This is a genomic window from Rothia halotolerans, assembly GCF_004136635.1.
Taxonomy (GTDB): Bacteria; Actinomycetota; Actinomycetes; order Actinomycetales; family Micrococcaceae; genus Rothia; species Rothia halotolerans.
On record NZ_NOIU01000004.1, the window covers coordinates 74,173 to 98,940 of the forward strand.

Below are 24,768 nucleotides of genomic sequence, written 5' to 3' on the forward strand. Positions count from 1 at the left end.
CACCGGAAGGCACCGAAGATTGGCACAGCAGAACACCGACCAGAAGAAGTCCCTGAGGGACAGGATCCTCAAGGGGCCGTACTTCTGGATCTTCCTCGCGCTTCTGGTGCTGCTGCCGATGATCTACGTCTCGACGTCGGGTGAGAGCAACCGCGTCGACACCAACGTGGGCATGCAGCTGCTCCAGGACGACAAGGTCGACGAGGCCAAGATCTTCGACGGCGACCAGAAGGTCGAGCTCTCGCTCAAGGACGACTACAACGACGACGGCCGGGACCTCGGCAAGTCGGTGGTCTTCTACTACGTGCAGCCGCGCGCGGGCGACGTCGTCCAGGCGATGGACGACGCCGGCCTGCAGGGCTACACGGACCAGCCGGTCCAGAACAACTGGTTCACCTCCCTGCTGGGCTTCCTGCTGCCCTTCCTGATCATCCTGGTGCTCTTCTGGTTCCTGCTCTCCCGCATGAGCGGGGGCGGCAGCCAGATCATGTCCTTCGGCAAGTCCAAGGCCAAGAAGTTCAACAAGGAGAACTCGACCGTCAAGTTCTCCGACGTCGCGGGCTCGGACGAGGCGGTCGAGGAGCTGCAGGAGGTCAAGGAGTTCCTGACCGATCCCTCCCGCTTCACGTCGGTGGGCGCCAAGATCCCCAAGGGCGTCCTGCTCTACGGCCCTCCCGGCACCGGCAAGACCCTGCTGGCCAAGGCCGTGGCAGGAGAGGCCGGCGTCCCGTTCTTCTCGATCTCCGGCTCGGACTTCGTGGAGATGTTCGTCGGCGTGGGCGCCTCGCGCGTGCGCGACCTCTTCGAGCAGGCCAAGCAGAACGAGGCCGCGATCATCTTCGTCGACGAGATCGACGCCGTCGGCCGCCAGCGCGGCGCCGGCATGGGCGGCGGCAACGACGAGCGCGAGCAGACCCTGAACCAGCTCCTGGTGGAGATGGACGGGTTCGACGAGAACACCAACATCATCCTCATCGCCGCGACCAACCGGCCGGACGTGCTGGACCCGGCGCTGCTGCGCCCGGGCCGCTTCGACCGCCAGATCGGCGTCGACGCCCCGGACCTGAAGGGCCGCACGCGGATCCTCGAGGTGCACGGCCAGGGCAAGCGGCTCGCGACCAACGTGGATCTGGCCCAGGTGGCCAAGAAGACCCCGGGCTTCACCGGCGCGGACCTGGCCAACGTGATGAACGAGGCGGCGCTGCTCACCGCCCGCTCCAACGCCCAGATCATCGACGACCGCGCGCTGGACGAGGCGATCGACCGCGTGATCGCCGGCCCGCAGCGGCGCTCCCGGCTCATGAAGGAGCTCGAGCGCAAGATCACCGCGTACCACGAGGGCGGCCACGCCCTGGTCGCCGCGGCCCTGCGCAACACCGACCCGGTCACCAAGATCACCATCCTGCCCCGCGGCCGCGCGCTCGGCTACACCATGGTCATGCCGGTGGACGACAAGTACTCCACCACCCGCAACGAGCTGCTGGACCAGCTGGCCTACGCCCTGGGCGGCCGCGTGGCGGAGGAGATCGTCTTCCACGACCCCTCCACCGGCGCCGCCAACGACATCGACAAGGCGACCAGCACGGCGCGCAAGATGGTCACCGAGTACGGCATGTCCGCCGTCGTCGGCGCCGTGAAGCTGGGCTCGGGCAACACCGAGCCGTTCATGGGGCGCGACGCCGGGATGAGCGGCCGCGAGTACTCCGAGCAGGTCGCCGCGCAGATCGACGCCGAGGTCCGGGCTCTGATCGACCACGCCCACGACGAGGCGTACGCGATCCTCAACGACAACCGCGACGTCCTGGACCGGCTCGCCTTCGAGCTGCTGGACAAGGAGACGCTCAACGAGGCGGAGATCGCCGCGGTCTTCCGGGACGTCCGCAAGCGCCCGGTGCGCGAGGTGTGGCTGTCCAAGGAGACCCGCGCGGTCTCCGAGGTGCCGCCGATCTCCACCCCCGCAGAACGGGCCGAGGCCGAGGCCACCGGGACGGAGAACCCGGAGGAGATGTCCCCGCAGGACCAGGCCGTGGCCGCCAAGCCGGAGCACCCGCTCGAGGTGCCCCGCCACTCGCAGGGCACCACGCCCCCGGGGACCGGCGACGCCGGCGGCCCGCAGGGAGGCCCCGGCGAGGGTGGCCCCGACGCCGAGGGGCCGGCCGGCCCGCAGGAGCGCTGAGCGGCATGGATCTCCCCCGGATCGAGGCCGCCGTCCGGGAGATCCTCGCCGCGATCGGCGAGGATCCGGACCGCGAGGGGCTGAGGGACACCCCGGCCCGGGTGGCGCGCGCCTACGAGGAGATGTTCTCGGGGCTGGGCCGCACGCCCGAGGAGCTGCTCTCCACGACCTTCGACATCGGCCACTCGGAGATGGTCCTGGTCAAGGACATCCCCTTCTACTCGACCTGCGAGCACCATCTGGTGCCCTTCCACGGCCATGCGCACGTGGGGTACATCCCGGGAGAGGACGGCAGGGTGACCGGCCTGTCCAAGCTCGCCCGGCTGGTGGACCTCTACGCCAAGCGCCCCCAGGTGCAGGAGCGGCTGACCAGCCAGGTCGTCGACGCGCTGCAGGAGTTCCTGCGGCCGGCCGGGGCGATCGTGGTGATCGAGGGCGAGCACATGTGCATGTCGATGCGCGGCGTCCAGAAGCCGGGGGCCCGGACCGTCACCTCGGCGGTGCGCGGCCAGCTGCGGGACAACGCGACCCGCGCCGAGGCCATGAGCCTCATCAACGGACAGGGCGCGCGCTCATGACGGGGGCCCCGAGCCACCCCGCCGGCCGGGGCGCGCCCCGGGGCTGGGGAACGTACGCGCAGCTGCCCGCCGGGAGGACCCTGGTCATGGGCATCCTCAACCTCACCCCCGACTCCTTCTCCGACGGCGGCGCCCACGCCGGCGTCGAGGCCGCGGTCTCCCACGCGCTGGCGATGGTCGAGGCGGGGGCCGACGTCGTCGACGTCGGGGGCGAGTCCACCCGGCCCGGCGCGGATCCGGTGGCGCCGGCGGAGGAGCAGCGGCGCGTCCTGGAGGTCATCGAGCGGCTGGCCGGGCACGGCGTCGTCGTCTCCGCGGACACCAAGCACGCCCAGACGGCGCGCGCGGCGATCGGGGCGGGCGCCCAGATCGTCAACGACGTCTCCGGCCTCGGGCTGACCGAGGAGATGATCGAGGTCTGCGCCGCCGCGGACGTGCCCTACATCCTGACCCACGCCCGCGGGGACTCCGCGACCATGGACTCCAGGGCGCGGTACGACGACGTCGTCGAGGAGGTCCGCGCCGAGCTCCTCCAGCAGCGCGAGCGGCTGCTCGCCGGGGGCGTGCGCCCCGAGCGCATCATTCTGGACCCGGGGCTGGGCTTCGCCAAAGGAGGCGACCAGGACTGGCGGCTGCTGGCCGGCCTGGACCGCCTGACCTCGCTGGGGCACCCCGTCCTGGTGGCGGCCTCCCGCAAGCGCTTCATCGGCACGGCCCTCGCCCGGGCCCGCGGGACGGAGCAGGTCCCGGCGCCGGAGCGGGACGCGGCCACCGCCGTGATCTCCGCGCTGGCCGCCGAGCGCGGGGCGTGGGCGGTCCGGGTGCACGACGTCGCGGCCACGGCCGACGCCCTCGCGGTGACCCGGAGCTGGCTCGCCGCCCAGTCCACCATCGATCACCAGAGCTAGGGGAAGAATTGTCCGAGAAAACGCCAGCGGCCGTGGGGGCCGACCACGGCAGGAGGGTCGGCGCGGGCCTGGACCGCATCACCGTCACCGGCATCGGGGCCGTGGGCTACCACGGCGTGTTCGACCAGGAGAAGCGGGTGGGGCAGCCGTTCTTCGTGGACCTCTCGCTGTTCGCCGACCTCACCGCGGCGGGCCGCAGCGACGACCTGCGGGAGACGATCAACTACGGCGAGATCGCAGAGAGCGTCAAGGACGTCATCGTGGGGGAGAGCTTCAACCTCGTGGAGGCGCTGGCCCAGCGGATCGCCGACGACGTCCTGCGCGACTACCCCGCCCGCGCCGTGGAGGTCACGGTCCACAAGCCGAAGGCCCCCATCGAGGTGACCTTCGCCGACGTCTCCGTCACGATCTACCGGGAGCGATCATGCCAGTGAGATCAGTCCTCGCCCTCGGCTCCAACCTGGGCGCCTCCGCGGACACCCTGGCGCGCACGGTCGCGCTGCTGGACGAGCACGAGCGCATCGCGGTCGAGGCGGTCTCGCCGGTCGCCGTGACGGCCCCGGTGGGCGGGCCGGAGGGCCAGCCGGACTTCCTCAACCAGGTGGTCCGGGTGGTGACCGACCTGCGGCCCTTCACGTTGCTGCGGTACTGCCAGGAGCTCGAGGAGGCCTTCGACCGCGTGCGCGAGGTGCGCTGGGGGCCCCGGACCCTGGACGTGGACATCGTGACCTACGGCGAGCTGATCATGGACGAGCCCGAGCTGGTCCTGCCGCACCCGCGGGCCGCCGAGCGCGCGTTCGTGCTGGCGCCGTGGGCCCTGATGGACCCGGAGGCCATGCTCGGCGGGGTGCTGGTCTCGGCGCTGGCCGAGCGGGCCCCGGACCGCGAGGGGCTGCGCGGCTACCTGGACCCGTCCGCGGAGGAGTAGCGATGAAGCCGCTCAAGGTCCGCTGGCTGGTCCTCGTCGGCGCGCTGGGGCTGGCCCTGGGCGCCGTCGCGAACTCCGTCTGGGACGGAGGGGCCCCGCTCGTGCTGCCGTGGTTCTCCCTGCTGGTCAGCGTCTTCCTGGGGGCCGCGGCGCTGGTCCTGGCATGGCGGGTGCGGGCCCACATCAGGGAGCCCCGGAAGCGGCGGATCGACCCGATCCTGGCCTCCCGCATCGTGGTCTTCGCCCAGGCCTGCGCGGTGTACGGCGCGCTCCTGACCGGCTGGGGGCTCGGCGCCCTGGCGCACGAGCTCACGCTGGTGCAGTACCGCGGCGCGACCTCGTCCCTCCTGCTGATCGTCCTGAACGGTGCCGTAGGGTTGGCCGTGGGAGTGGCCGGCGCCGTCGCCGAGAGCTGGTGCAAGCGGCCCCCCGAGGACCCCGGCGAGGCGGACGACCCGTATGCGCCCCAGCACCCGCGCGGAGACCGAGATGCGCCCGAAGGAGAAGGCGGCTATGCCAGAGACCGAGAACGCCCCCGCGGCCCGAGGAGAGGCCCGCAAGCACCTGGGTGAGGGCAGCCCCGCCTTCGAGCGGCGGCTCGCGGCCCTGGACGCCTGGGACTCCCGGTGGGTCCGTCCGGACGCCAAGTACCTCACGGTGATCGTGATCAACGAGATCGTCTCCTGCGTGATCTGGACGGCGGTCCTCTGCGTGCCGCTCGTGCTGCGCCTGCTCGAGGTCTGGTCCTGGCCGTGGATGTGGCTGGCCGTCGCGCTGCCCGTCCTGTCGGTGGCGTGGACGGTCCTCGAGCTGGTCCTGGCGCCGCGCCGGGCCCGGGCCCGCGGCTACTCCGAGCGCGAGGAGGACCTCCTGGTCCGGCAGGGGGTGATGTGGCACCGGATCACGGTGGTCCCCTACGGGCGCATGCAGTACGTGGAGGTCTCCTCGGGACCGTGGGACCGGCTCTTCGGACTCGCCAAGGTCGAGCTGCACACGGCCTCGGCGGCCACCGACGTGAAGATCGAGGGCATCAGCCAGCACGACGCCGCCCGCCTGCGCGAGGAGCTGGCCCAGCGCGGCGAAGAACGTCTGGCGGCGCTGTAGATGACGGAGCCGCGGAACGAGAGCAGCGGACCGGCCGGGACGTCCGCGGGCGAGGCGACCTGGGAGCGGGTGCATCCGCTCACGCCGCTGGCGCGCTTCTGGATCGCCATCCTGGTGATCGTCTTCGTCGTCGGGCGCAACGTCGTGGAATCGGCCTTCGAGGACGGCTGGGACCCCGAGGAGCTCGGCCGCGGGATCCCCGAGTTCGTACGGAGCCTGGAGCTGGTGGGGTGGCTGATCGGCATCGGCGTCGTGCTGCTGGTCCTGGGCGCGATGTTCTGGTCCTGGTGGTTCACCCGCTACGCGGTCACCGAGGGCACGGTCCGGGTCCGGGAGGGGGCGCTGTTCCGCAAGGAGAAGCAGGCGCGGCTGGACCGGGTGCAGGCCATCGAGATCTCGCAGCCGCTCCTGGCCAGGCTCCTGGGGCTCGCCGAGCTCCGCTTCGAGGTCGCGGACTCCGGCGAGTCGACGCTGCACCTGCGCTTCCTGACCCGCCGCGGCGCCGAGGACCTGCGGGCCCGCCTGCTGCGGCGCAAGCGGCAGATGCAGGACGACGCCGCCCCCTCGTCCGCGGGGGAGGCGGCCGCCGGGACGAGGGGCCCGGGGGCCGGCGGCGCCGGACCGGGCGAAGCCCGGGATCCCGGCGACGTGCCGGAAGGATCCGTGCCCCCTGCCCCGGGCGGCGCGGGGACGGCACCGGCCTCCGGCCCGGCGCCGGAGCCCGATGCCGCCGCTCCGGCCGGCCCGTCGGCTGCCGCCCCGTCGGCGGCCGGATCCGGGCAGGAGGAGACCGAGCTCGCCCGGGTCGGGGTGGGCCGCGCCGTCGCCGCCCTGGTGGCCGGCGGCTACGGGATCTTCCTCCTCCTGGCGCTGGCCGCCGTCGTGGTGCTCAACATCGTGAGCCTGCCCGGGATCTCCCTGGCCGTCCTCGCGCCCGCGCTCTTCGGCCTGGTGACCGGCGGGTGGGGGACCCTCAACTCCACCGCGAACTTCCGGGCCGGCATCACCGGGGAGGGGCTGAAGGTCCGGTACGGCCTCACCTCGACCCGCACCCAGACCATCCCGCTCGGCAGGATCCAGGCGGTGGGCATCGAGCAGCCGCTGCTGTGGCGGCCGTTCGGATGGTTCAAGCTGGTCATCAACTCCGCGGGACTCGGCGCCTCGGGGGCCGACTCCGCCCGCAACGTCCTGCTGCCGGTCGGCACGGGGCAGGAGCTGATGCGGATCCTCCCCTACGTGGTGGAGCGCCCCGAGCGCGGCGGCGTCGACGGCCGTCAGCTGCGCGCGGCCCTGGAGGGCTCGGGCACCGAGCACGGCTTCACGGTCTCCCCGGGCAGCGCCCGGTGGGTCGACCCCCTGACCTACCGCCGCAACGGCTACGGCGCGACCCGGGACCTCCTGCTGGTCCGCTCCGGGCGGCTGCGACGCCGGCTCGCGGTGATGCCGCACGTGAAAGTACAGTCGATGCGTCTGGCCAACGGCCCCCTGGACCGCCGCCTCGGCCTGGCCGACCTGCACCTGCACTCGGTGGGCGGGCCGGTCAGCGGCCTCGTGCGCCATCTGGCGCTCGCTGACGCCCAGGAGCTGGCCCGGCGGCAGGCGGAGCGGGCCGCCGGGGCTCGCCGGGTGGGCGAGCCGCAGGCCCGCGCGGACTGCCCGCCGGCCCCTCCGGGCGAGGCGGAAGGGCCCGCAGCGGCCGAAGACCACGGGCCGGCGGACGCCGGCGGACCGCCGCCCGTGCCGCCGGCCGACTCGAGAAGGAGAGAAGCATGAGCGATCCGTCCCTGCGCCCCGGCCGCCTCGGCATCGGGGTGATCGGCGCGGGCAAGGTCGGGGCGGTGCTCGGCGCCGCCCTGCGCGCGGCGGGCCACGCCGTCGTCGGGGTCCACGCCGTCTCCGAGGAGTCGCGGACCCGCGCCGAGGCGCTGCTGCCGGACACCCCCGTCCTGCCGATCCCCCAGATCGTCGAGCGCAGCGAGGTGGTCCTGCTCGCCGTCCCCGACGACGCCCTGGAGCCCCTGGTGACCGGCCTCGCCGCCGGCGGGCACTTCAGCGCCGGCCAGATCCTGATCCACACCTCGGGCCGGTACGGCGTCGAGGTCCTCCGGGACGCCCGCTCCGCCGGCGCGATCGGCATCGCGATGCACCCGGCGATGACCTTCACCGGGCTCTCGCTGGACCTCGCGCGGCTGCAGACGACGACCTTCGGCATCACCGCCCCCGGTCCCTTCCTGCCGATCGCGCAGGCGCTGGCCGTGGAGATGGGCGGCGAGCCCGTGGTCATCGCCGAGGGGGACCGGCCGCTCTACCACGCGGCCCTCTCGCACGCCTCCAACCACATGGTCACCCTGGTCGGGCAGGCCTCGCAGATCCTCACCGGCATCGGCGTCGAGGACCCCTCCCACGTGCTGGGGCCGCTGCTGAAGGCGACGCTGGAGAACGCGCTGGCCTCCGGGGACTCCGCGCTGACCGGCCCCGTGGTCCGCGGGGACGCCGGAACGGTGGAGGCCCACCGGGAGATCCTCGCCGGCTTCGCGGCGGAGGAGCGGGCCGAGGACATCGACGCCGCGTACCTCGCCATGGCCCGTGCGACCGCGGACCGGGCCCGCTCCCGGGGCGCGCTGAGCGAGGAGGGACACGCCCGCATCCTCCGCGCCCTGGACCTCGAGGGCGGGCCCGAGGATGAAGCCGGCGTCGTCGGGCAGTAGAATTCTGTGGCGGTAGTCTGTGCTCCGATCCGCCCGGCGGTGTCTTCCCCTCCCGCCGCGGAACGGAGCCGGTGGTGCCACCACCGATCATCACGCACCGATCACGCCGACGCACCGGCGAAAGAAGGAACCACTATGACGGGTGAGCCGACCGTTGCTCGCACACCGGAAGAACTGTCCCAGCATCTCGCGCGACTGATCGACGCCGCGGAGGAGAGCCGCCGGGAGGCCGCCCAAGCGTCCTCCCGCCAGGAGCCCGCGGAGGGGAACGACGCCGCGGAGTCCGAGGCCGCCGAGCCGCGGCCGGTGACCGTGGGGCTGGTCCCCACCATGGGCGCCCTGCACGAGGGGCACGCCACGCTGATCCGGCGGGCGCAGGAGCAGAACGACGTCGTCGCCGTCTCGATCTTCGTCAACCCCCTGCAGTTCGGCCCCGGCGAGGACTACGAGAGCTACCCGCGCACCCCCGAGGCCGACCTCGGGATGCTGCGGGAGCTCGGCGTCGACCTCGCCTTCGTCCCCGAGCGGGAGACCATGTACCCGGGCGGGGATCCCCTGGTGACCCTGAGCGCCGGGACCCTGGGGACGCGCTTCGAGGGGAGCTCGCGTCCCGGCCACTTCGACGGAGTGCTGACCGTCGTCGCCAAGCTCTTCAACCTCTTCGTCGCGGCGGCCGGACCGCAGCGGGTGCGGGCGTACTTCGGGCAGAAGGACGCCCAGCAGGTCGCGATCGTCCAGCGGATGGTCGCGGACCTGAACGTGCCGGTCTCCATCGTCCCGGTCGCGATCGTCCGCGAGGAGGGCGGGCTGGCGCTCTCCTCCCGCAACGCCTACCTCGACGAGGAGGCGCGCCGGGCCGCGCTGGTGCTCTCCCGCACCCTCGCCCTGCTGCGCGAGGAGGGGCTCTCCCGCGGGTTCGCCGGGATCGACCTGGAGGCCGCGCGGTCCCGCATCGCCGAGCGGGACGGCGTCGAGCTGGACTACCTCGAGATCGTGGACCCCGCGACCTTCGAGGCGCCCACCGAGGACTCCACCCGGGCCATGGCGATGGCCGCGATCCGCGTCGGCGGCACCCGGCTCATCGACAACATGGACGTCCTCTAGCCCCTCAGACCCGCGATAGGCTGTACCCCGTGACTACTCCAGACCCCGCTCAGACCGTGACCGCCGCCGACCGCGCCCAGGACCCCCGGGCCGAGGTGAGCGAGCAGATGCAGATCCGCATGGAGAAGCGGGGCAGGCTGCTCGAATCCGGACGGGAGGCGTACCCGGTCGGGGTCCCGGTGACGCGCACCATCCCCAGCGTCCGGGAGCAGTACGAGGGCCTGGAGGCCGACGAGACGACGGGCGACGTCGTCGGCGTGGCCGGGCGCGTGGTCTTCGTCCGCAACACCGGCAAGCTGTGCTTCGCGACCCTGCAGTCCGGGGACGGGACCCGCCTGCAGGCGATGATCTCCCTGGCCAAGGTCGGGCAGGAGGCGCTCGACGACTGGAAGGCCCTGGTGGACCTGGGCGACCACGTCTTCGTGCGCGGCGAGGTGATCAGCTCCCGCCGCGGCGAGCTCTCGGTGATGGCCGAGGAGTGGGCGATGGCCTCGAAGTCGCTGCGGCCGCTGCCGACCCTGCACAAGGACCTGAACGAGGAGACCCGGGTCCGGCAGCGCTACCTGGACCTGATGGTCCGGGACGAGGCGCGCGAGGTGGTCTACCGCCGTGCCCGCATCGTCCAGGCGGTGCGCCAGACGCTGGTGGAGCAGGGCTACGTCGAGATCGAGACGCCCATGCTGCAGCTGGTCCACGGCGGCGCCGCGGCGCGGCCCTTCGCGACCCACCTCAACGCCTTCGACCAGGACATGACCCTGCGGATCGCGACCGAGCTGTACCTGAAGCGCGCGGTGGTCGGCGGCATCGAGCGGGTCTTCGAGATCGGCCGGATCTTCCGCAACGAGGGCGTCGACTCCACCCACAGCCCCGAGTTCACGACGCTGGAGGCCTACGAGGCCTACGGCGACCAGTTCACCATGGCGCAGCGCATCCAGGAGATCATCATGGCCTGCGCCGACGCCGTCGGTATGCACCGCATCGAGACCGAGGACGGCGTCATCGACCTGACCGGCCAGTGGCGCTGGCTCGGCGTCTACCCGGGCCTGTCCGAGGCGGTGGGACGCGAGATCACCCCCGAGACCACGGCGGAGGAGCTGCGCGGCGTCGCGGCGGAGCACGAGGTCGACGTCGACCCGGGCTGGGACGCGGAGAAGCTCGTCGTCGAGCTGTTCGGCGAGATCGTCGAGCCGACGCTGATCAATCCGACCTTCGTGTGCGACTACCCGCCCTCGGCCCAGCCCCTGGCGCGGCCGCACCGCTCCCAGCCCGGCGTGATCGAGGCCTGGGACCTGATCATCGGCGGCATGGAGCGCGGCACGGCGTTCTCCGAGCTGATCGACCCGGTGATCCAGCGCGAGCGGCTGACCGAGCAGTCCCAGTTGGCCGCCGGTGGCGACCTCGAGGCCATGCAGCTGGACGAGGACTTCCTGCGCGCGCTCGAGCACGCCGCCCCGCCGATGGGCGGGCTCGGGCTCGGCATCGACCGGCTGATCATGCTGTTCACCGGCCTCGGGATCCGTGAGACCATTCTCTTCCCGCTCATGAAGCCCGAATGAGCCGCGAGCGGCTGCGTCGTTAGGAGCAATCGTGGAGTATCTGGCCGTCCTCATACCGTCGATCGGCATCGGCGTCATCTTCTACTTCGTCATGCGCTGGATCTTCCGCGCGGACGGGGCGGAGCGCCGCGCCCGGGCGAATGCCGAGGAAGACGCCGCGAATTGGTATGAAAGCATCAAATCCCGGCATGACGGCTCTGACCAGTTCAAGGATTCCGGGCAATAGCTCTCCTGGGGAATTCACAGAAAATATCGAATAACCCTCGGATGACAAGACTGTCATTTCCACTCAACTATTGATACTGTGTGTTTCGGGCCGTTCAATAGTCACGTTCAGTGGACGGGGGCCGCGCCGGGCGGGGAGATATGCCCGGCCGGTCGGCCCTTCCCACATGGGAACCGACAAACACAGTTTTTGAGGAGAGCACTATGGCTCAGAAGGTCAAGATCATTCTGGAGGACGACCTCGAGGGCGGCGCCGCTGACGAGACCGTACGTTTCGGCCTCGACGGCGGGCAGTTCGAAATCGACCTCTCGTCGGACAATGCGGCTAAGCTGCGCGAGGCTATTCGCCCCTATGCGGCCAAAGCCCGTCGCGTGCAGACCCGCTCGGCACGGGGAGGCTCCGGAAAGGCCGCCTCGTCCTCCTCGGGGCAGGCGCGCAATCCCGAGACCGCGATGATCCGCCAGTGGGCCAAGGAGAACGGCTACAACGTCTCCGACCGCGGGCGGATCCACCAGGAGGTCCAGGACGCCTACTACGCGGCGCAGAAAAAGGCCTCCTAGAGCCTGACGGGGCCCGGGGCCGGCGGGGCCGGCGAGCCGGATTTCCCCCGTCCTTATGCAGCTCAGGGCGGAAATGCCGAGGCATTTCCGCCCTGAGCTTTATTCCGTCTCGCCGGTGGCGAACAGTTCTGTATGGGGCTATTTCCCTGCGTAGCATCGAACCAGACACGTACAAGGAGATAGCTATGTTTGAACGGTTTACGGATCGCGCTCGGCGCGTCGTGGTGCTGGCTCAGGAAGAAGCCCGCATGCTGAACCACAATTACATCGGAACCGAACACCTCCTGCTCGGCCTCATCCACGAGGGCGAGGGCATCGCGGCGAAGGCCCTGGAGTCCATGGGGGTCACCCTCTCGGCCGTCCGGGAGCAGGTCCAGGACATCATCGGCCCCGGCCAGCAGGCCCCGAGCGGGCACATTCCCTTCACCCCCCGCGCCAAGAAGGTGCTGGAGCTGTCCCTGCGCGAGGCGCTGCAGCTGGGCCACAATTACATCGGCACCGAGCACATCCTGCTCGGCCTGATCCGCGCGGGCGAGGGCGTGGCCTCCCAGGTCCTGTCCAAGCTGGGCGCGGAGCCCTCGCGCGTCCGCCAGACGGTGATCGACATGATCTCCGGCTACCAGGGCAACGCGGGCGAGAGCAAGGAGACCGCCGGCGTCGGCGGGGGCGGCAAGGAGGGGACCCCCTCGGGCTCCACCGTGCTGGACCAGTTCGGCACCAACCTCACCGCCGCGGCCCGCGAGGGCAAGCTGGACCCGGTGATCGGGCGCTTCAAGGAGATGGAGCGGGTCATGCAGGTCCTCTCCCGCCGCACCAAGAACAACCCGGTGCTGATCGGCGAGCCCGGCGTCGGCAAGACCGCCGTCGTCGAGGGCCTGGCCCAGGCGATCGTCCGCGGGGACGTCCCGGAGACGCTGAAGGACAAGCACCTCTACACCCTGGACCTCGGCTCCCTGGTGGCCGGCTCCCGGTACCGCGGCGACTTCGAGGAGCGCCTGAAGAAGGTGCTCAAGGAGATCCGCACCCGCGGGGACATCATCCTGTTCATCGATGAGATCCACACCCTGGTCGGTGCGGGCGCGGCCGAGGGCGCGATCGACGCCGCCTCGATCCTCAAGCCCATGCTGGCCCGCGGCGAGCTGCAGACCATCGGCGCGACGACCCTCGACGAGTACCGCAAGCACATCGAGAAGGACGCCGCCCTCGAGCGCCGCTTCCAGCCGATCCAGGTGGACGAGCCCTCGCAGGCGCACGCCGTCGAGATCCTCAAGGGGCTGCGGGACAAGTACGAGGCGCACCACCGCGTGACCATCACCGACGAGGCCCTGGAGGCCGCGGTGCACATGTCCGCGCGCTACGTCTCGGACCGCTTCCTGCCGGACAAGGCGATCGACATGATCGACGAGGCCGGCGCCCGGCTGCGCATCAAGCGGCTGACCGCCCCGCCGGAGATCAAGGACCTCGAGGAGCGGATCGCCAAGCTGCGCTCCCAGAAGGAGGCCGCGATCGAGGGGCAGGACTTCGAGAAGGCCGCCAACCTCCGCGACAAGGAGCAGAAGCTCATCGTGGAGAAGGAGGAGCAGGAGAAGGCCTGGAAGGAGTCCGACTCCGCGATGGGCGAGGTCAACGCCGACGTCATCGCCGAGGTGCTGGCCGCCGCCACCGGCGTCCCGGTCTACAAGCTCTCCGAGGAGGAGTCCGGCCGCCTGCTCAACATGGAGGAGGAGCTGCACAAGCGCGTCGTGGGCCAGGACAACGCCATCAAGGCGCTGTCCCGCTCGATCCGGCGCACCCGCGCCGGGCTGAAGGACCCGCGGCGTCCCGGCGGCTCGTTCATCTTCGCCGGCCCCACCGGCGTCGGCAAGACCGAGCTGGCCAAGGCGCTCGCCGAGTTCCTCTTCGGCGACGACGACGCCCTGATCACCCTGGACATGTCCGAGTACCAGGAGAAGCACACCGTCTCCCGGCTGTTCGGGGCGCCCCCCGGCTACGTCGGATACGAGGAGGGCGGCCAGCTCACCGAGAAGGTGCGCCGCAAGCCGTTCTCAGTGGTGCTGTTCGACGAGGTGGAGAAGGCCCACTCGGACCTCTTCAACTCGCTGCTGCAGATCCTCGAGGACGGCCGCCTGACCGACTCGCAGGGCCGCGTCGTGGACTTCAAGAACACGGTGATCATCATGACCACCAACCTCGGCACGCGGGACATCTCCCGGCGGGTCCCGGTGGGCTTCCAGTCCTCGGAGGACCCGACCACCAACTACGAGCGCATGCAGGCCAAGGTGCAGGAGGAGCTCAAGGAGCACTTCCGCCCCGAGTTCCTGAACCGCGTGGACGACATCATCGTCTTCCCGCAGCTCTCGGAGGAGGAGATCATCCAGATCGTGGACCTCTTCGTGGCGCGCCTGGCCGAGCGCCTGCGCGACCAGGACATGTCCATCGAGCTGACCGAGGCCGCCAAGAAGCTGATCGGGCAGCGCGGCTACGACCCCTCGATGGGGGCCCGCCCGCTGCGCCGGACCATGCAGAAGGAGGTCGAGGACCAGCTCTCCGAGCGGATCCTCTTCGGCGAGATCAGCGGCGGGGAGAAGATCACGGTCGACGTCGACGGCGAGGGGGAGAGCGCCACGTTCACCTTCACCTCCCAGAAGATGTCCGAGCTGCCGGACGAGGGCTTCGACTACGGCGAGGCGGGCTCCGGCGAGGATGAGCTCTCCGACGCCGAGCAGGTCTCCCGGCCGACCCAGCCGCCGCGCTCCGACGAGGGGCCCGGCGGGGCCACCGGCTCCGCGACCGCCTAGCCGGCGGGACGCCTACGGGATGCCCCGGCCCGCTCAGCGCGGGCCGGGGCTCCCACCGAACGGCCCGACCCGCATCGCGCGGGTCGGGCCGTTCCGCGCATCCGGGGTCGGCGTAGACTGGCCGCCGTGAGCGAATTGAGGATGCGCCCGGCCCGGACCGGCGATATCAGGGGGATCAGGAGCCTGATCGGCCCCTACGCCGTCGAGGGGATCCTGATCTCCAAGGACGCCGTCGACTACTACGAGGCCGTCCAGGAGTTCATGGTGGTCGAGCGGACGGACGAGCGGGGCTCGACGGCGCTGGTCGGCTGCGGCGCCCTCCACATCATGTGGGAGGACCTCGGCGAGGTCCGCACGCTGGCCACCGCCCCGGAGGCCAAGGGCCTGGGCGTGGGGCGCATGCTGGTCCAGGCCCTGCTGGAGCGCGCCCGCGGCCTGGGTGTCTCCCGCGTCTTCTGCCTGACCTTCGAGGTCGAGTTCTTCCGCCGCCTGGGGTTCGAGGTCATGGACAACCAGGACACCGTGGACCCCGAGGTCTTCTCGGAGCTGCTGCGCTCGCACGACGAGGGCGTGGCCGAGTTCCTCGACCTGGCCCGCGTGAAGCCCAACACGCTGGGCAACACGCGGATGATCCGGGACCTGTAGGGCGGATCCTGCGGCGGCCGCGGACGAGCGCCACGCCGGCGGGCGGGCCCGTGGGAACGAGGAAGCGCCGGTCCGGCCGCGCGGGAAGCGTCAGCGGGGGAGGCCGACGTCGTCCCCCTCGGCCCCTGCGAGGCCGTCGGCCAGCAGCCCGCCCAGGCAGCGCTCCAGCTGCTCCCGCGGCGCGCCCAGCTCGCGCAGCCGGCGGACGGCCTTCGCGGCTCCGGGCCGGTTCCCGGGCTCGGCGAGGTCGGGGCGCAGCAGCGACTCCCGAGGCACCGGCCCCTCGGCCTCCCGGAGCACGGCCATGATGGCCCCGCGGGCCTGCCGATCGGTCCCCTGCCAGGACTGCCCGGCGGGCACGTAGTCCGGCTCGGGGCGGCCGGCGGCGACCCACGCGCAGTCCTCCAGGACCGGGCAGAGGTCGCAGAGCGGGGAGCGGGCGGTGCAGACGAGGGCGCCCAGCTCCATCACGGAGACGTTCCAGGCCACCGCGGCGTCGTCGTCGGCGGGCATCAGCTCCTCCGCGAGCCGGGTCTGCGCCGCGGTCAGCGACTTGCCGGGCAGAGCCTTCCCGGAGACCGCGCGGGCGTGCACCCGCCGGATGTTGGTGTCGATCACGGTCTGCCGCTGGCCGAAGGCGAAGACGGAGACCGCCGCCGCGGTGTAGGCGCCGACGCCGGGCAGGTCGAGCAGCTGCGCGTGGTCCCGGGGGACGTGGCCGCCGTGGCGCTCCACGATGGCCGTGGCGGCCGCGTGCAGGCGCAGCGCGCGCCGCGGGTAGCCCAGCCGGCCCCACTCCCGCACGGCCTCGCCCGTGGAGCTGGCGGCGAGGTCCGCGGGGGTGGGCCAGAGCTGCATCCAGCGCTGCCAGACCGGCAGCACCCTGACCACCGGGGTCTGCTGCAGCATGAACTCGCTGACCATGACCTGCCAGGCGGTGCGGTCGGGGGCGCGCCAGGGCAGGTCCCGGGCGTTCTCGGCGAACCAGGCGATGATGCGCTCGTGGAGGCGGGCGAGGGTCTCGGGGGCGGGAAGCTCGGGGGCGGAAGTTCTCATCTCACCCTCACTGTAGGGGATGCCGCGAGGGCGTGGCGCGGGGCTACCATTGGGTAGCCTGGTGGCATGGCAGATTTTGAGGATGGAGACCCCGGCGAGCAGCGCTACCAGCGGCTGCCGCCGGAGGTGTACCGACGCCGCCGGATCGTCGCCGCGCTGATCGCGCTGGTGGTCATCGGGCTGGTCGTGTGGGGGGTCGTCTTCGCCGTGCAGCGCATCTCCGCCGGCCTGGGGGGCGGGGGCGCGGAGGCGAGCGCCGTCGAGACGGAGGACAACAACTTCGCAAGCTTCAGCGCGCGCCCGACGTCGTCCGGCGGCGGGAGCGCCGAGCCCTCCGGGACGGCGTCGGGATCCGCCTCGGCCGATCCCTCCTCGTCGGCCGGCCCCTCCGCGACGGGCGAGGGCAGCGAGAGCCCCGAGCCCTCCGAGAGTCCCGGCGAGTCCGGGGGTCCCGAGGAGAGCCCCTCGGCAGATCCCGCCGCGCAGGTGCAGGCCTGCGGGGACTCGATCAGCGTCGCCGCCTCGGTGAACCAGGAGTCCTACGCGCCCGGCCAGTCCCCGGTGATCACCGCGACCGTGGCCAACGACTCGGAGAACCCGTGCACCGTGGACCCCGCCGGCCAGGTGCAGTACGTGATCACCTCCGGCCCCGCCCAGGTCTACGACTCGCGGGCCTGCGGCGCGGCGCCGGAGGGCGGGCAGGAGCAGACCCTCGAGCCCGGCGCGGAGGCCAGCCAGGAGAGCACCTGGAACCGGGGCATGACGGCGTACGGGTGCGGGGAAGCGGCCACCCCGGCCGAGCCCGGCTACTACTGGGTCACGGCGAGCGTGGACGGCGTCGCGAGCGAGCCCCAGCTGATCCGCATCGAGGGGTAGGGGCGCCGGCCGTCCGCCAGCGTCGGCTCGTCAGCCCGCGCAGCCTCGGAACCGCCGGTGTCCGCGGAAGCGACGCCGCGTCGCGGCCGGACGCCCCTCGGTCACATGAACCGCTCGAGCAGGCTCGACTCCGCCATGCGCGCCAGCGACTCCCGGATGGTGCGGGCCCGGTGCTCGCCGATGCCCTCCACGCCCTTGAGGTCCTCGAGGTTGGCGGCCATGAGAGCCTGCAGCCCGTCGAAGCGGTCCACGAGGCGATCCGCGACGACGCGCGGGATCGAGGCGATGCCCGCCAGCAACCGGTGGCCCCGCGGGGAGATCGGGTGGTCCAGGTCCCCGTTGCCGACCAGGCCCACGCAGCGGGCCACCGTGGCGGGGTCCGCGAGCTCGCCGGGGTCCAGCGAGGCCAGGGCGTGGCGGGCCTCGGTCAGCGCGGGGGCGGTGGGCTCCACCGGCAGGTAGTCCATCAGGACGGTGTCCGCCTCGGGACGGTTCAGCACCAGCTCCTCGAGCTGCATCGAGATCATCCGGCCGTCGACGCCGAGCTCCATGACGCTCTGCGCGATCTCCTCGGTGATGCGCCGGACCAGCTCGAGGCGCTGGAGGGTCGCGGCGACGTTGCGCACGGTCACGTCCGACTCGATCTCCAGCGCGGAGAGGTTGGCGAACTCCTGCTCGAGCCGCTCGGTGTACCGCTCCAGGGTCTGGATCGCCTGGTTGGCCCGGGCCATGATCGCCTGCGAGCCCTCCAGCGGATAGCGCTCGCCGTCCACGTAGATCGTGATGATGCCCATCGACTTCGAGACCGAGATGACCGGGAAGCCGGTCTGCCGGGCGACCCGCTCGGCGGTGCGATGCCTGGTCCCCGACTCCTCGGTGGGGATGGAGGGGTCCGGCATGAGGTGGATGCCGGCCCGCAGGATGCGGGTCACCTCCCGGTCGCAGATGATCGCGCCGTCCATCTTGGCGAGCTCGCGCAGGCGCGTCCCGGTGAAGTCGATGGCGATGTCGAAGCCGCCGGTGCCGATGGCGTCGACCGTCCGGTCGTTGCCCAGCACGATGAGCGCGCCGGTGCGCCCCTGGAGGATGCGCTCCAGGCCGTCGCGCAGCTCGGTGCCGGGAGCGAGCAGCGTCAGGGTCTTCTTGAGGAGAGTCGAGCGAGGGAGAACCACGGAGAACAGTCTACGGGCCGACGACGCCGCCTCCGCGCCACCGCGGGCCTAGTCGGCCGCCGGGCGGGCCGAGCGGGAGGGGAACAGGGTGTTCACGGCGTCGAGCACGGAGGAGACCTCCTTGACGGTGATCCCCTCCGGCACCTCGCCGACGCCGGCGGGGGAGGCCGGGACCAAGACGTGCGTGAACCCCAGCCGGGCGACCTCCGCGATCCGCTGCCGGATGCCGGGCACCGCCCGCACCTCCCCGGCGAGCCCCACCTCGCCGAAGACCACCAGGCGGCGCGGCAGCGGCTTGTCCTCCGCCGCCGAGGCCAGGGCCATGACCGTGGCGAGGTCCGCCGCGGGCTCCGCCAGCCGCACGCCGCCCACCGTGGAGAGGTAGCAGTCGAGCTTGCCCACGTTGAACCCCGCCCGCCGCTGCAGGACCGCCAGCAGCATCGCCGTGCGCTGGGAGTCCAGCCCGGCGGTGGCACGCCGGGGCTGGGCGGTGGAGGACTCGTCCAGCAGCGCCTGCACCTCGGCCAGCAGGGGGCGGCGGCCCTCCATCGTGATGGTCAGGCAGGTCCCGGCCACCGGGTGCGGCGTCCGGGAGACGAACAGCCCCGAGGGGTCCGTGACGCCCTCGATGCCGTCCTCCATCAGGTCGAAGCAGCCGACCTCGTCGGTGGGGCCGTAGCGGTTCTTCACGGCCCGGAGCATCCTGATCCGGGAGTTCTTGTCCCCCTCGAACTGGCAGACCACGTCCACCAGGTGCTCCAGCAGCCGGGGGCCGGCGATGGTGCCCTCCTTGGTCACGTGGCCCACCAGCAGCGTCGTCATGTTGCGGCGCTTGGCCTCGGCGATGATGGAGGCGGCGACCTCGCGGACCTGGGTCACCCCGCCCGCCGCGCCCTCGACCTCCGCGCTGGCCAGCGTCTGCACAGAGTCGAGGATCAGCAGGCCGGGCTGGACCGCCTCGACGTGGGCGAGGGCGGCGCCCAGGTCCGTCTCCGCCGCGAGGTAGAGGGTGTCCGCGACGGCGCCGATCCGGTCCGCCCGCAGCTTCACCTGCGCCGCGGACTCCTCGCCGGTCACGTACAGCACCTCGTGGGGCTTCCTCCCCTCGCCGCGGGCGAAGGTGGCGGCGACGTCGAGCAGCAGCGTCGACTTCCCGACGCCGGGCTCCCCGGCCATCAGGATCACCGCGCCGGGGACGAGGCCGCCGCCCAGCACCCTGTCGAACTCCGCCATCCCGGTGGGGGCTGAGCTGGCCAGGCTCGCGTCGACCTCCCCGATGGGCCGGGCGGGGGTCTCGACGCTGCGCGAGGCGCTGGTCCGCGCGGAGGCGGCCCCGGCGCCGATCTCCTCGATCGTCCCCCACTGCTGGCACTCCCCGCAGCGCCCGACCCACTTGGCCGTGGTCCAGCCGCACTCGCGGCAGCGGTAGGCGTTGACGGAGCGGGCGGGCTTGCGTGCGGGACTCATGTCTCCCAGCCTAGGCCGCCCCACTGACAACTTAAGAACGGCCCCGGGCAGGCCGGCGGAGCGAGGGCCCGGCGCCGCCACGCGCTCAGGCCGGCCGCACGCGCTGAGGACGGAGCCGCACGCGCACTCGCCCGGCCCAGGGGGCTTCAGAGCCGGTCCTCCCGGGGATCCTCGTCCGGGTCGATGGTCCCCATCGCCTCGGTGAGCTCCTGCCGGATGGTGGCCAGCGTGCGGCTGGCCTCGGCGCTCTTCATGCCGGTGGCCACCAGCAGGTCCACCGTGAGCGGGCGGATCAGCATCACCAGGGCCTCGCCCTGGTAGGTGCGGACGTCCATGGCCTGCGGGTCGAGGCCGTCCGCGGTGCGGCTGAGCTCCTGCCGGGCCCGCTCCCGGAAGGCCCGCCGGGACTCGGCCGTCTCCGCGGTCAGCGACAGGCCGATCAGGTCCACGGCGTCGGCCAGCTCTCCCAGGGCGCGGCTCAGGGCCTTCACGGCGCCGGGACGCAGCTGCACGGTGTCGATGGTGTTGGCGATGCGCCGGGTCAGCACGCGGGTGTTGCGGATCGCGTTGTCCAGGCCCTCGAGGGTGCGTCCGTAGCGCTCGATGTCCCCCCGGGTGGCCCGCCGGGTCAGGGTGAGCCGGGCGTTCTCGCGTCCCATCCGCAGGGAGCCCTCGAGCGAGGTCACCAGCGGGTGGGTCTGCCGGGCGCGGGAGAGCGCGTGCCAGGCCTCCGCGGCGTCGTAGTCCCCGATGGCCTTGGCCGCCTCCCGCAGCACCGTGGAGAACTCCCCGGTGAGCCGGTGCAGGTCCCGGACGGGCTCGCGCCGGGGGTCGTTGGGCACCAGCGCCATGATGAGCAGGGCGCACAGGCCGCCGACGACGGCGTCGAGGCTGCGCGCGAAGGGCCCGTCCACCGAGGGCGGCAGCAGCACGATGAGCACCGACTGCAGCCCCATCTGGGTGGTGAAGATGGTGCCGTTGTCCAGGAACCGGGCGAGCAGGATCGAGAAGAGCAGCACGAGCGCCGCCTGGCCGATCCCGCGCCCGAGGAAGTACATGAGCACGTCCCCGACCACGATCCCCAGCGTGCAGCCGATGGAGACCTCCAGGATCCGGCGCAGGTGCGCCGAGCCGTTGCCGTAGCCGAGCGAGACGATGGCGGCGGTCGCGGCGAACAGGGGGCCGGTGTGCCCCAGCACGGTCTCGGCGATGAAGTACGCCCCCACGGCGGCGGCCGTGATCTGCAGGGACTGGCCGAAGCCGCCGCGGACCCGGCTGAAGCCCATGCGGGCGCGGTCCTTCAGATGACCTGACGCCGTGCGCACCGCCGAGCGGACCTTTCCTGAAGCCATGCTCCTCATGGTAATCGGGGCGGGCGGCGGCCTCGACGAGCCCCCGCCGCTCCCGCGGCGGCAAAGTTCACCGCGCGTTCACCTCGAGTGGGAGCCTCCGCCACCTGCCGCTCCTAGGCTGGAAGCTGTCCGGCCAAGAACCGGGCGCGCATCCATCATCTCGAAGGGGTTAGCTCTCCATGAAGATCACTCGCATCGGCCGCCTGGCCGCCCTCGCCGCCGTCGGCTCGCTCGCCCTGGCCGGGTGCGGCTCCGACGACGCCACCGGTGAGGGGACCGGCACCGCCGGCGGCGGCGACTCGCTGACCGGCACCGTCTCCGGCGTCGGGGCCTCCTCGCAGCAGGCCGCGATGACCGCCTGGCAGACGGGGTTCCAGGAGGCGCACTCCGGCGCCAGCATGCAGTACTCCCCGGACGGCTCCGGGGCCGGGCGCGAGGCCTTCCTGGCCGGCGGCGCCGACTTCGCCGGCTCCGACGCCCACCTGGACGACGACGAGGAGCTCGCCTCCCGGGACACCTGCGGGACCGACGGGGCGATCAACATCCCCGCCTACGTCTCGCCCATCGCGGTCGCCTTCAACCTGCCCGGCGTCGAGCACGTCAACATGGACGGCGAGACCATCGCCAAGGTCTTCAAGGGCGAGATCGACCGCTGGAACGACCCCGCCATCGCGGAGCAGAACGACGGCGTCGAGCTCCCGGACACCGCGATCACCGTGGTGCACCGCGCGGACGACTCCGGGACCACCGAGAACTTCACCGAGTACCTGGCCGAGGCCTCGAACGGCGCGTGGGGCCAGGAACCGGACGGCAACTGGCCGGGCGCGTTCTCCGCCGAGGCCAACAAGGGCACCTCCGGCGTGGTCTCCGCCACCGCGGAGACCGAGGGCGCCATCACCTACGCCGACGACTCCGCGGTGGGCGACCTCGGCACCGTGAACGTGCAGTCCGGCGAGGACTACGTGGAGGTCTCGCAGGACTCCGCGGCGGCCGCCCTGGAGAGCGCGCAGCGCGTCGAGGGCCGCGGCGAGCACGACATGTCCCTGGAGCTGAACCGGACCCCGGACGACGGCTCGTACCCGATCGTCCTGGTCTCCTACCACATCGTCTGCTCCGAGTACCAGGATCAGGAGGTCGCCGACCGGGTGAAGGCCTTCGAGGGGTACGTGATCAGCGAGGACGGCCAGAAGACGGCATCCGAGGCCGCCGGCTCCGCCCCGCTGAGCGAGAGCGTCCGCCAGGAGGCGCAGACGGCCGTGGACTCCATCAACGCCGGCGGGTAGGTTCCGCCGGGTCGCCCGCACCCGCTAGCATGATTCCCGTCCGGGCCGCCTCGGCCTCGGCGGGAATCACGCCGCAGTCCACCACGATCTGAAGAGCTGAGGACCATGACTCGAATCGCTCCCACCGAGCCCGAGACGGGGGAGGCCCCGGCGGAGCGCCGGGCGCCGCGAGGCGCCGGGCCCTCGGGAAGCCCGCGGCAGGACGCCGCCTTCTCCGGGCTCGCGCTGGGCGCCAGCCTCCTCATCCTGGTGGTGCTGGCCGGCGTCGCGCTCTTCCTGTGCCTGCAGGCGTGGCCCGTGGTGGGCGCCCCCGCCGAGGAGTTCTACGGCGGGGAGGGCTTCCTCAGCTACATCTGGCCGCTGGTGGCCGGGACGCTGATCGCCGCCGCCATCGCGCTGGTCATCGCGACGCCGGTCGGCGTCGGGGTCGCCCTGTACATCTCGCACTACGCCCCCCGCCGGCTGGCCAAGCCCGTGGGGTACGTGATCGACCTGCTGGCGGCGATCCCCTCGATCATCTTCGGCGCGTGGGGGGCCTCGGTGCTGGCGCCCAGGATCGTGCCCCTCTACGACTGGCTGGGCGCCTACCTCGGGTTCATCCCGATCTTCGCGGGGCCCGCCAGCGCGACCGGCAAGACGATCCTGACCGCCAGCGTCGTGCTCGGGATCATGATCCTGCCGATCATCACCTCCATGAGCCGCGAGATCTTCCAGCAGACGCCGGTGCTGCAGCAGGAGGCCGCGCTCGGCCTCGGCGCCACCCGCTGGGAGATGGTGCGGATGACGGTCTTCCCCTTCGCCCGGGCGGGCATCATCTCCTCGGTCATGCTCGGCCTCGGGCGCGCGCTCGGCGAGACCATGGCGGTGACGCTGGTGCTCTCCGGCGGCCCCTTCAACCCGTCCCTCATCCAGTCCGGCAACCAGACCGTGGCCAGCGAGATCGCGCTGAACTTCCCGGAGGCCTACGGCTTCCGGATGAACGAGCTGATCGCCGCCGGCCTGGTGCTCTTCCTGATCACCCTGGTCGTGAACATGCTGGCCCGCTTCGTGGTGAGCCGCTACAAGGAATTCTCGGGAGCCAACTCGTGAGCACAGCGACCCTCAGGAAATCATCGCTCGCCGGCGGGCAGGCGCCCCGCTGGCTCCCCTTCGCCGTCGGTGCGGGGGCACTGGTGCTGGGCGCCGCGCTCGCCTCCCTGGCGGGCTTCAGCATCGGGCTGTGGGCGGTCTTCGCCGGCCTGCTCTTCGTCGTCGCCGGACCGGCCGTGGTGGGGGCGATCGAGGGGCGGCGCAAGGGCGTGGACGCCCTGGCCCGCTACCTCGTCTACGGCGCCTTCCTGCTCGCGCTCATCCCCCTGGTCTCGGTCATCTACACGGTGCTCGCCCGCGGCCTGCCGGGGCTGGACCTCAACATGCTGATGACCTCGATGGGCGGGGTCACCGGCGCCACCGACAACGCCGCGGCCGCGGGGGAGACCCCGGTCTACGGCGGGGCCTACCACGCGATCCTCGGCACCCTGGTGGTCACCTTCTGGGCCACCCTGATGTCGGTCCCGGTCGGCCTGCTCACCGCGATCTTCCTGGTCGAGTACTCGGGCGGGAGGATCTCCGGGCTGATCGCCAGGATCATCACCTTCCTGGTCGACGTCATGACCGGCATCCCCTCGATCGTGGCGGGCCTGTTCGCCGCGGCGCTGTTCGTCCAGATCTTCGACGACCCCTCCATGCGGATGGGCTTCATCGCCTCAGTGGCGCTGAGCGTGCTGATGATCCCGACCGTGGTGCGCAACGCGGAGGAGATGCTGCGGATCGTGCCGAACGAGCTGCGCGAGGCCTCCTACGCCCTAGGGGTCCGCAAGTGGCGGACCATCGCCAAGGTGGTCATCCCGACGGCGATCTCCGGCATCTCCTCGGGCGTCACCCTGGCCATCGCCCGCGTCATCGGCGAGACGGCGCCCATTCTGGTCACCGCCGGCTTCGTCACCACGATCAACGCCAACGCCTTCAGCGGCTGGATGACGACGCTGCCCACCTACATCTACTACCAGATCGTCACCCCGACCTCGCCCACCAACCCCGGGATCTCCGAGGGCAGGGCCTGGTCGGCGGCGCTGATCCTGATCGTGATCGTGATGGTGCTGAACCTCCTTGCCCGCCTGATCGCCAAGATCTTCGCCCCCAAGACCGGGCGCTGAGACCCAGCCGGACCCCGGCCCCGCGCGCCGCGCCCGCCAGAGGCGGACCCGGCCGCCGGAGGCCCCACCGACGAGA

General features: G+C 72.0%; 23 protein-coding genes. 19 read left to right on the plus strand and 4 right to left on the minus strand.

The features are described 5' to 3' along the window. Positions 1 to 19: 19 nt before the first annotated feature. The 15 genes from ftsH (at position 20) to EWV39_RS11610 (ending at position 15,291) form a co-directional block, all read left to right on the plus strand. A complete protein-coding gene (gene ftsH / locus EWV39_RS11540; protein WP_193554712.1) occupies positions 20 to 2,176 on the plus strand; it encodes an ATP-dependent zinc metalloprotease FtsH in 2,157 nt (718 codons plus the stop codon). 5 nt (positions 2,177 to 2,181) lie between these two features. After that, entirely contained in the window at positions 2,182 to 2,754 is a 573-nt protein-coding gene (folE, locus tag EWV39_RS11545; RefSeq protein WP_129660310.1) for a GTP cyclohydrolase I FolE, read from the plus strand. Beyond that, complete coding sequence (gene folP, locus EWV39_RS11550; protein WP_129660313.1) at positions 2,751 to 3,662, plus strand: dihydropteroate synthase; 912 nt, start codon at positions 2,751 to 2,753, stop codon at positions 3,660 to 3,662. The genes folE and folP overlap by 4 nt, the downstream gene beginning before the upstream one ends. A gap of 8 nt (positions 3,663 to 3,670) precedes the next feature. After that, a complete protein-coding gene (gene folB, locus EWV39_RS11555) occupies positions 3,671 to 4,096 on the plus strand; it encodes a dihydroneopterin aldolase (RefSeq protein ID WP_238148320.1) in 426 nt (141 codons plus the stop codon). Beyond that, positions 4,087 to 4,590 (plus strand): 2-amino-4-hydroxy-6-hydroxymethyldihydropteridine diphosphokinase, encoded by a 504-nt coding sequence (gene folK / locus EWV39_RS11560; protein ID WP_129660316.1) that lies wholly within the window; start codon positions 4,087 to 4,089, stop codon positions 4,588 to 4,590. The genes folB and folK overlap by 10 nt, the downstream gene beginning before the upstream one ends. 2 nt (positions 4,591 to 4,592) lie before the next feature. Next, positions 4,593 to 5,162: a DUF3180 domain-containing protein gene (locus EWV39_RS11565; protein WP_129660319.1), complete on the plus strand. Its 570-nt coding sequence runs from the start codon at positions 4,593 to 4,595 to the stop codon at positions 5,160 to 5,162. Further along, on the plus strand, positions 5,104 to 5,694 hold the full coding sequence (locus EWV39_RS11570; RefSeq protein WP_129660322.1) for a PH domain-containing protein: 591 nt from the start codon (positions 5,104 to 5,106) through the stop codon (positions 5,692 to 5,694). The genes EWV39_RS11565 and EWV39_RS11570 overlap by 59 nt, the downstream gene beginning before the upstream one ends. Then, on the plus strand, positions 5,695 to 7,467 hold the full coding sequence (locus EWV39_RS11575) for a PH domain-containing protein (protein ID WP_129660325.1): 1,773 nt from the start codon (positions 5,695 to 5,697) through the stop codon (positions 7,465 to 7,467). Then, the gene (locus EWV39_RS11580; protein WP_129660328.1) at positions 7,464 to 8,402 is read left to right on the plus strand and encodes a Rossmann-like and DUF2520 domain-containing protein; all 939 of its coding nucleotides are present in this window, start codon (positions 7,464 to 7,466) and stop codon (positions 8,400 to 8,402) included. Before EWV39_RS11575 ends, EWV39_RS11580 begins: the two co-directional genes overlap by 4 nt. Before the next feature lie 135 nt (positions 8,403 to 8,537). Next, positions 8,538 to 9,506, plus strand: coding sequence for a pantoate--beta-alanine ligase (gene panC, locus EWV39_RS11585; RefSeq protein ID WP_129660331.1), 969 nt, complete (start codon positions 8,538 to 8,540; stop codon positions 9,504 to 9,506). A gap of 107 nt (positions 9,507 to 9,613) precedes the next feature. Continuing rightward, entirely contained in the window at positions 9,614 to 11,062 is a 1,449-nt protein-coding gene (lysS, locus tag EWV39_RS11590) for a lysine--tRNA ligase (protein ID WP_129660772.1), read from the plus strand. 31 nt (positions 11,063 to 11,093) lie between these two features. Continuing rightward, positions 11,094 to 11,288 (plus strand): hypothetical protein, encoded by a 195-nt coding sequence (locus tag EWV39_RS11595; protein ID WP_165313294.1) that lies wholly within the window; start codon positions 11,094 to 11,096, stop codon positions 11,286 to 11,288. A gap of 203 nt (positions 11,289 to 11,491) precedes the next feature. After that, entirely contained in the window at positions 11,492 to 11,848 is a 357-nt protein-coding gene (locus EWV39_RS11600; RefSeq protein WP_129660338.1) for a histone-like nucleoid-structuring protein Lsr2, read from the plus strand. Between the two features lie 185 nt (positions 11,849 to 12,033). Beyond that, entirely contained in the window at positions 12,034 to 14,646 is a 2,613-nt protein-coding gene (locus tag EWV39_RS11605) for an ATP-dependent Clp protease ATP-binding subunit (RefSeq protein WP_129660341.1), read from the plus strand. 141 nt (positions 14,647 to 14,787) lie between these two features. Then, complete coding sequence (locus tag EWV39_RS11610) at positions 14,788 to 15,291, plus strand: amino-acid N-acetyltransferase (protein WP_129660775.1); 504 nt, start codon at positions 14,788 to 14,790, stop codon at positions 15,289 to 15,291. A 90-nt stretch (positions 15,292 to 15,381) separates the two neighbouring features. On the opposite strand, the gene EWV39_RS11615 is transcribed toward EWV39_RS11610, so the two are convergent. Next, positions 15,382 to 16,347 carry an HhH-GPD family protein gene (locus EWV39_RS11615; RefSeq protein ID WP_129660344.1) on the minus strand — a complete coding sequence of 322 codons (966 nt, stop codon included), beginning with the start codon at positions 16,345 to 16,347 and terminating at the stop codon, positions 15,382 to 15,384. Positions 16,348 to 16,413: 66 nt separating this feature from the next. On the opposite strand from EWV39_RS11615, the gene EWV39_RS11620 reads away from it, so the two are divergent. Beyond that, positions 16,414 to 17,223: a hypothetical protein gene (locus EWV39_RS11620; protein WP_129660347.1), complete on the plus strand. Its 810-nt coding sequence runs from the start codon at positions 16,414 to 16,416 to the stop codon at positions 17,221 to 17,223. 101 nt (positions 17,224 to 17,324) lie between these two features. Here the strand turns inward: EWV39_RS11620 and disA are convergent, their stop codons facing one another. The 3 genes from disA to EWV39_RS11635 all read right to left on the minus strand — a co-directional run bounded on the left by disA (position 17,325) and on the right by EWV39_RS11635 (position 21,214). Further along, the gene (disA, locus tag EWV39_RS11625) at positions 17,325 to 18,404 is read right to left on the minus strand and encodes a DNA integrity scanning diadenylate cyclase DisA (protein ID WP_129660350.1); all 1,080 of its coding nucleotides are present in this window, start codon (positions 18,402 to 18,404) and stop codon (positions 17,325 to 17,327) included. Between the two features lie 39 nt (positions 18,405 to 18,443). Beyond that, positions 18,444 to 19,862: a DNA repair protein RadA gene (gene radA, locus EWV39_RS11630; protein ID WP_129660353.1), complete on the minus strand. Its 1,419-nt coding sequence runs from the start codon at positions 19,860 to 19,862 to the stop codon at positions 18,444 to 18,446. A 146-nt stretch (positions 19,863 to 20,008) separates the two neighbouring features. Next, a complete protein-coding gene (locus tag EWV39_RS11635) occupies positions 20,009 to 21,214 on the minus strand; it encodes an FUSC family protein (protein ID WP_129660355.1) in 1,206 nt (401 codons plus the stop codon). A gap of 179 nt (positions 21,215 to 21,393) precedes the next feature. Between EWV39_RS11635 and pstS the strand changes: the two genes are divergently transcribed. The 3 genes from pstS (at position 21,394) to pstA (ending at position 24,692) form a co-directional block, all read left to right on the plus strand. Continuing rightward, positions 21,394 to 22,497, plus strand: a complete 1,104-nt coding sequence (pstS, locus tag EWV39_RS11640; RefSeq protein ID WP_129660358.1) for a phosphate ABC transporter substrate-binding protein PstS — start codon at positions 21,394 to 21,396, stop codon at positions 22,495 to 22,497. 105 nt (positions 22,498 to 22,602) lie between these two features. Then, complete coding sequence (gene pstC / locus EWV39_RS11645; protein WP_129660361.1) at positions 22,603 to 23,586, plus strand: phosphate ABC transporter permease subunit PstC; 984 nt, start codon at positions 22,603 to 22,605, stop codon at positions 23,584 to 23,586. Next, positions 23,583 to 24,692 carry a phosphate ABC transporter permease PstA gene (gene pstA, locus EWV39_RS11650; RefSeq protein ID WP_129660364.1) on the plus strand — a complete coding sequence of 370 codons (1,110 nt, stop codon included), beginning with the start codon at positions 23,583 to 23,585 and terminating at the stop codon, positions 24,690 to 24,692. The genes pstC and pstA overlap by 4 nt, the downstream gene beginning before the upstream one ends. The last annotated feature ends 76 nt before the right edge of the window (positions 24,693 to 24,768 follow it).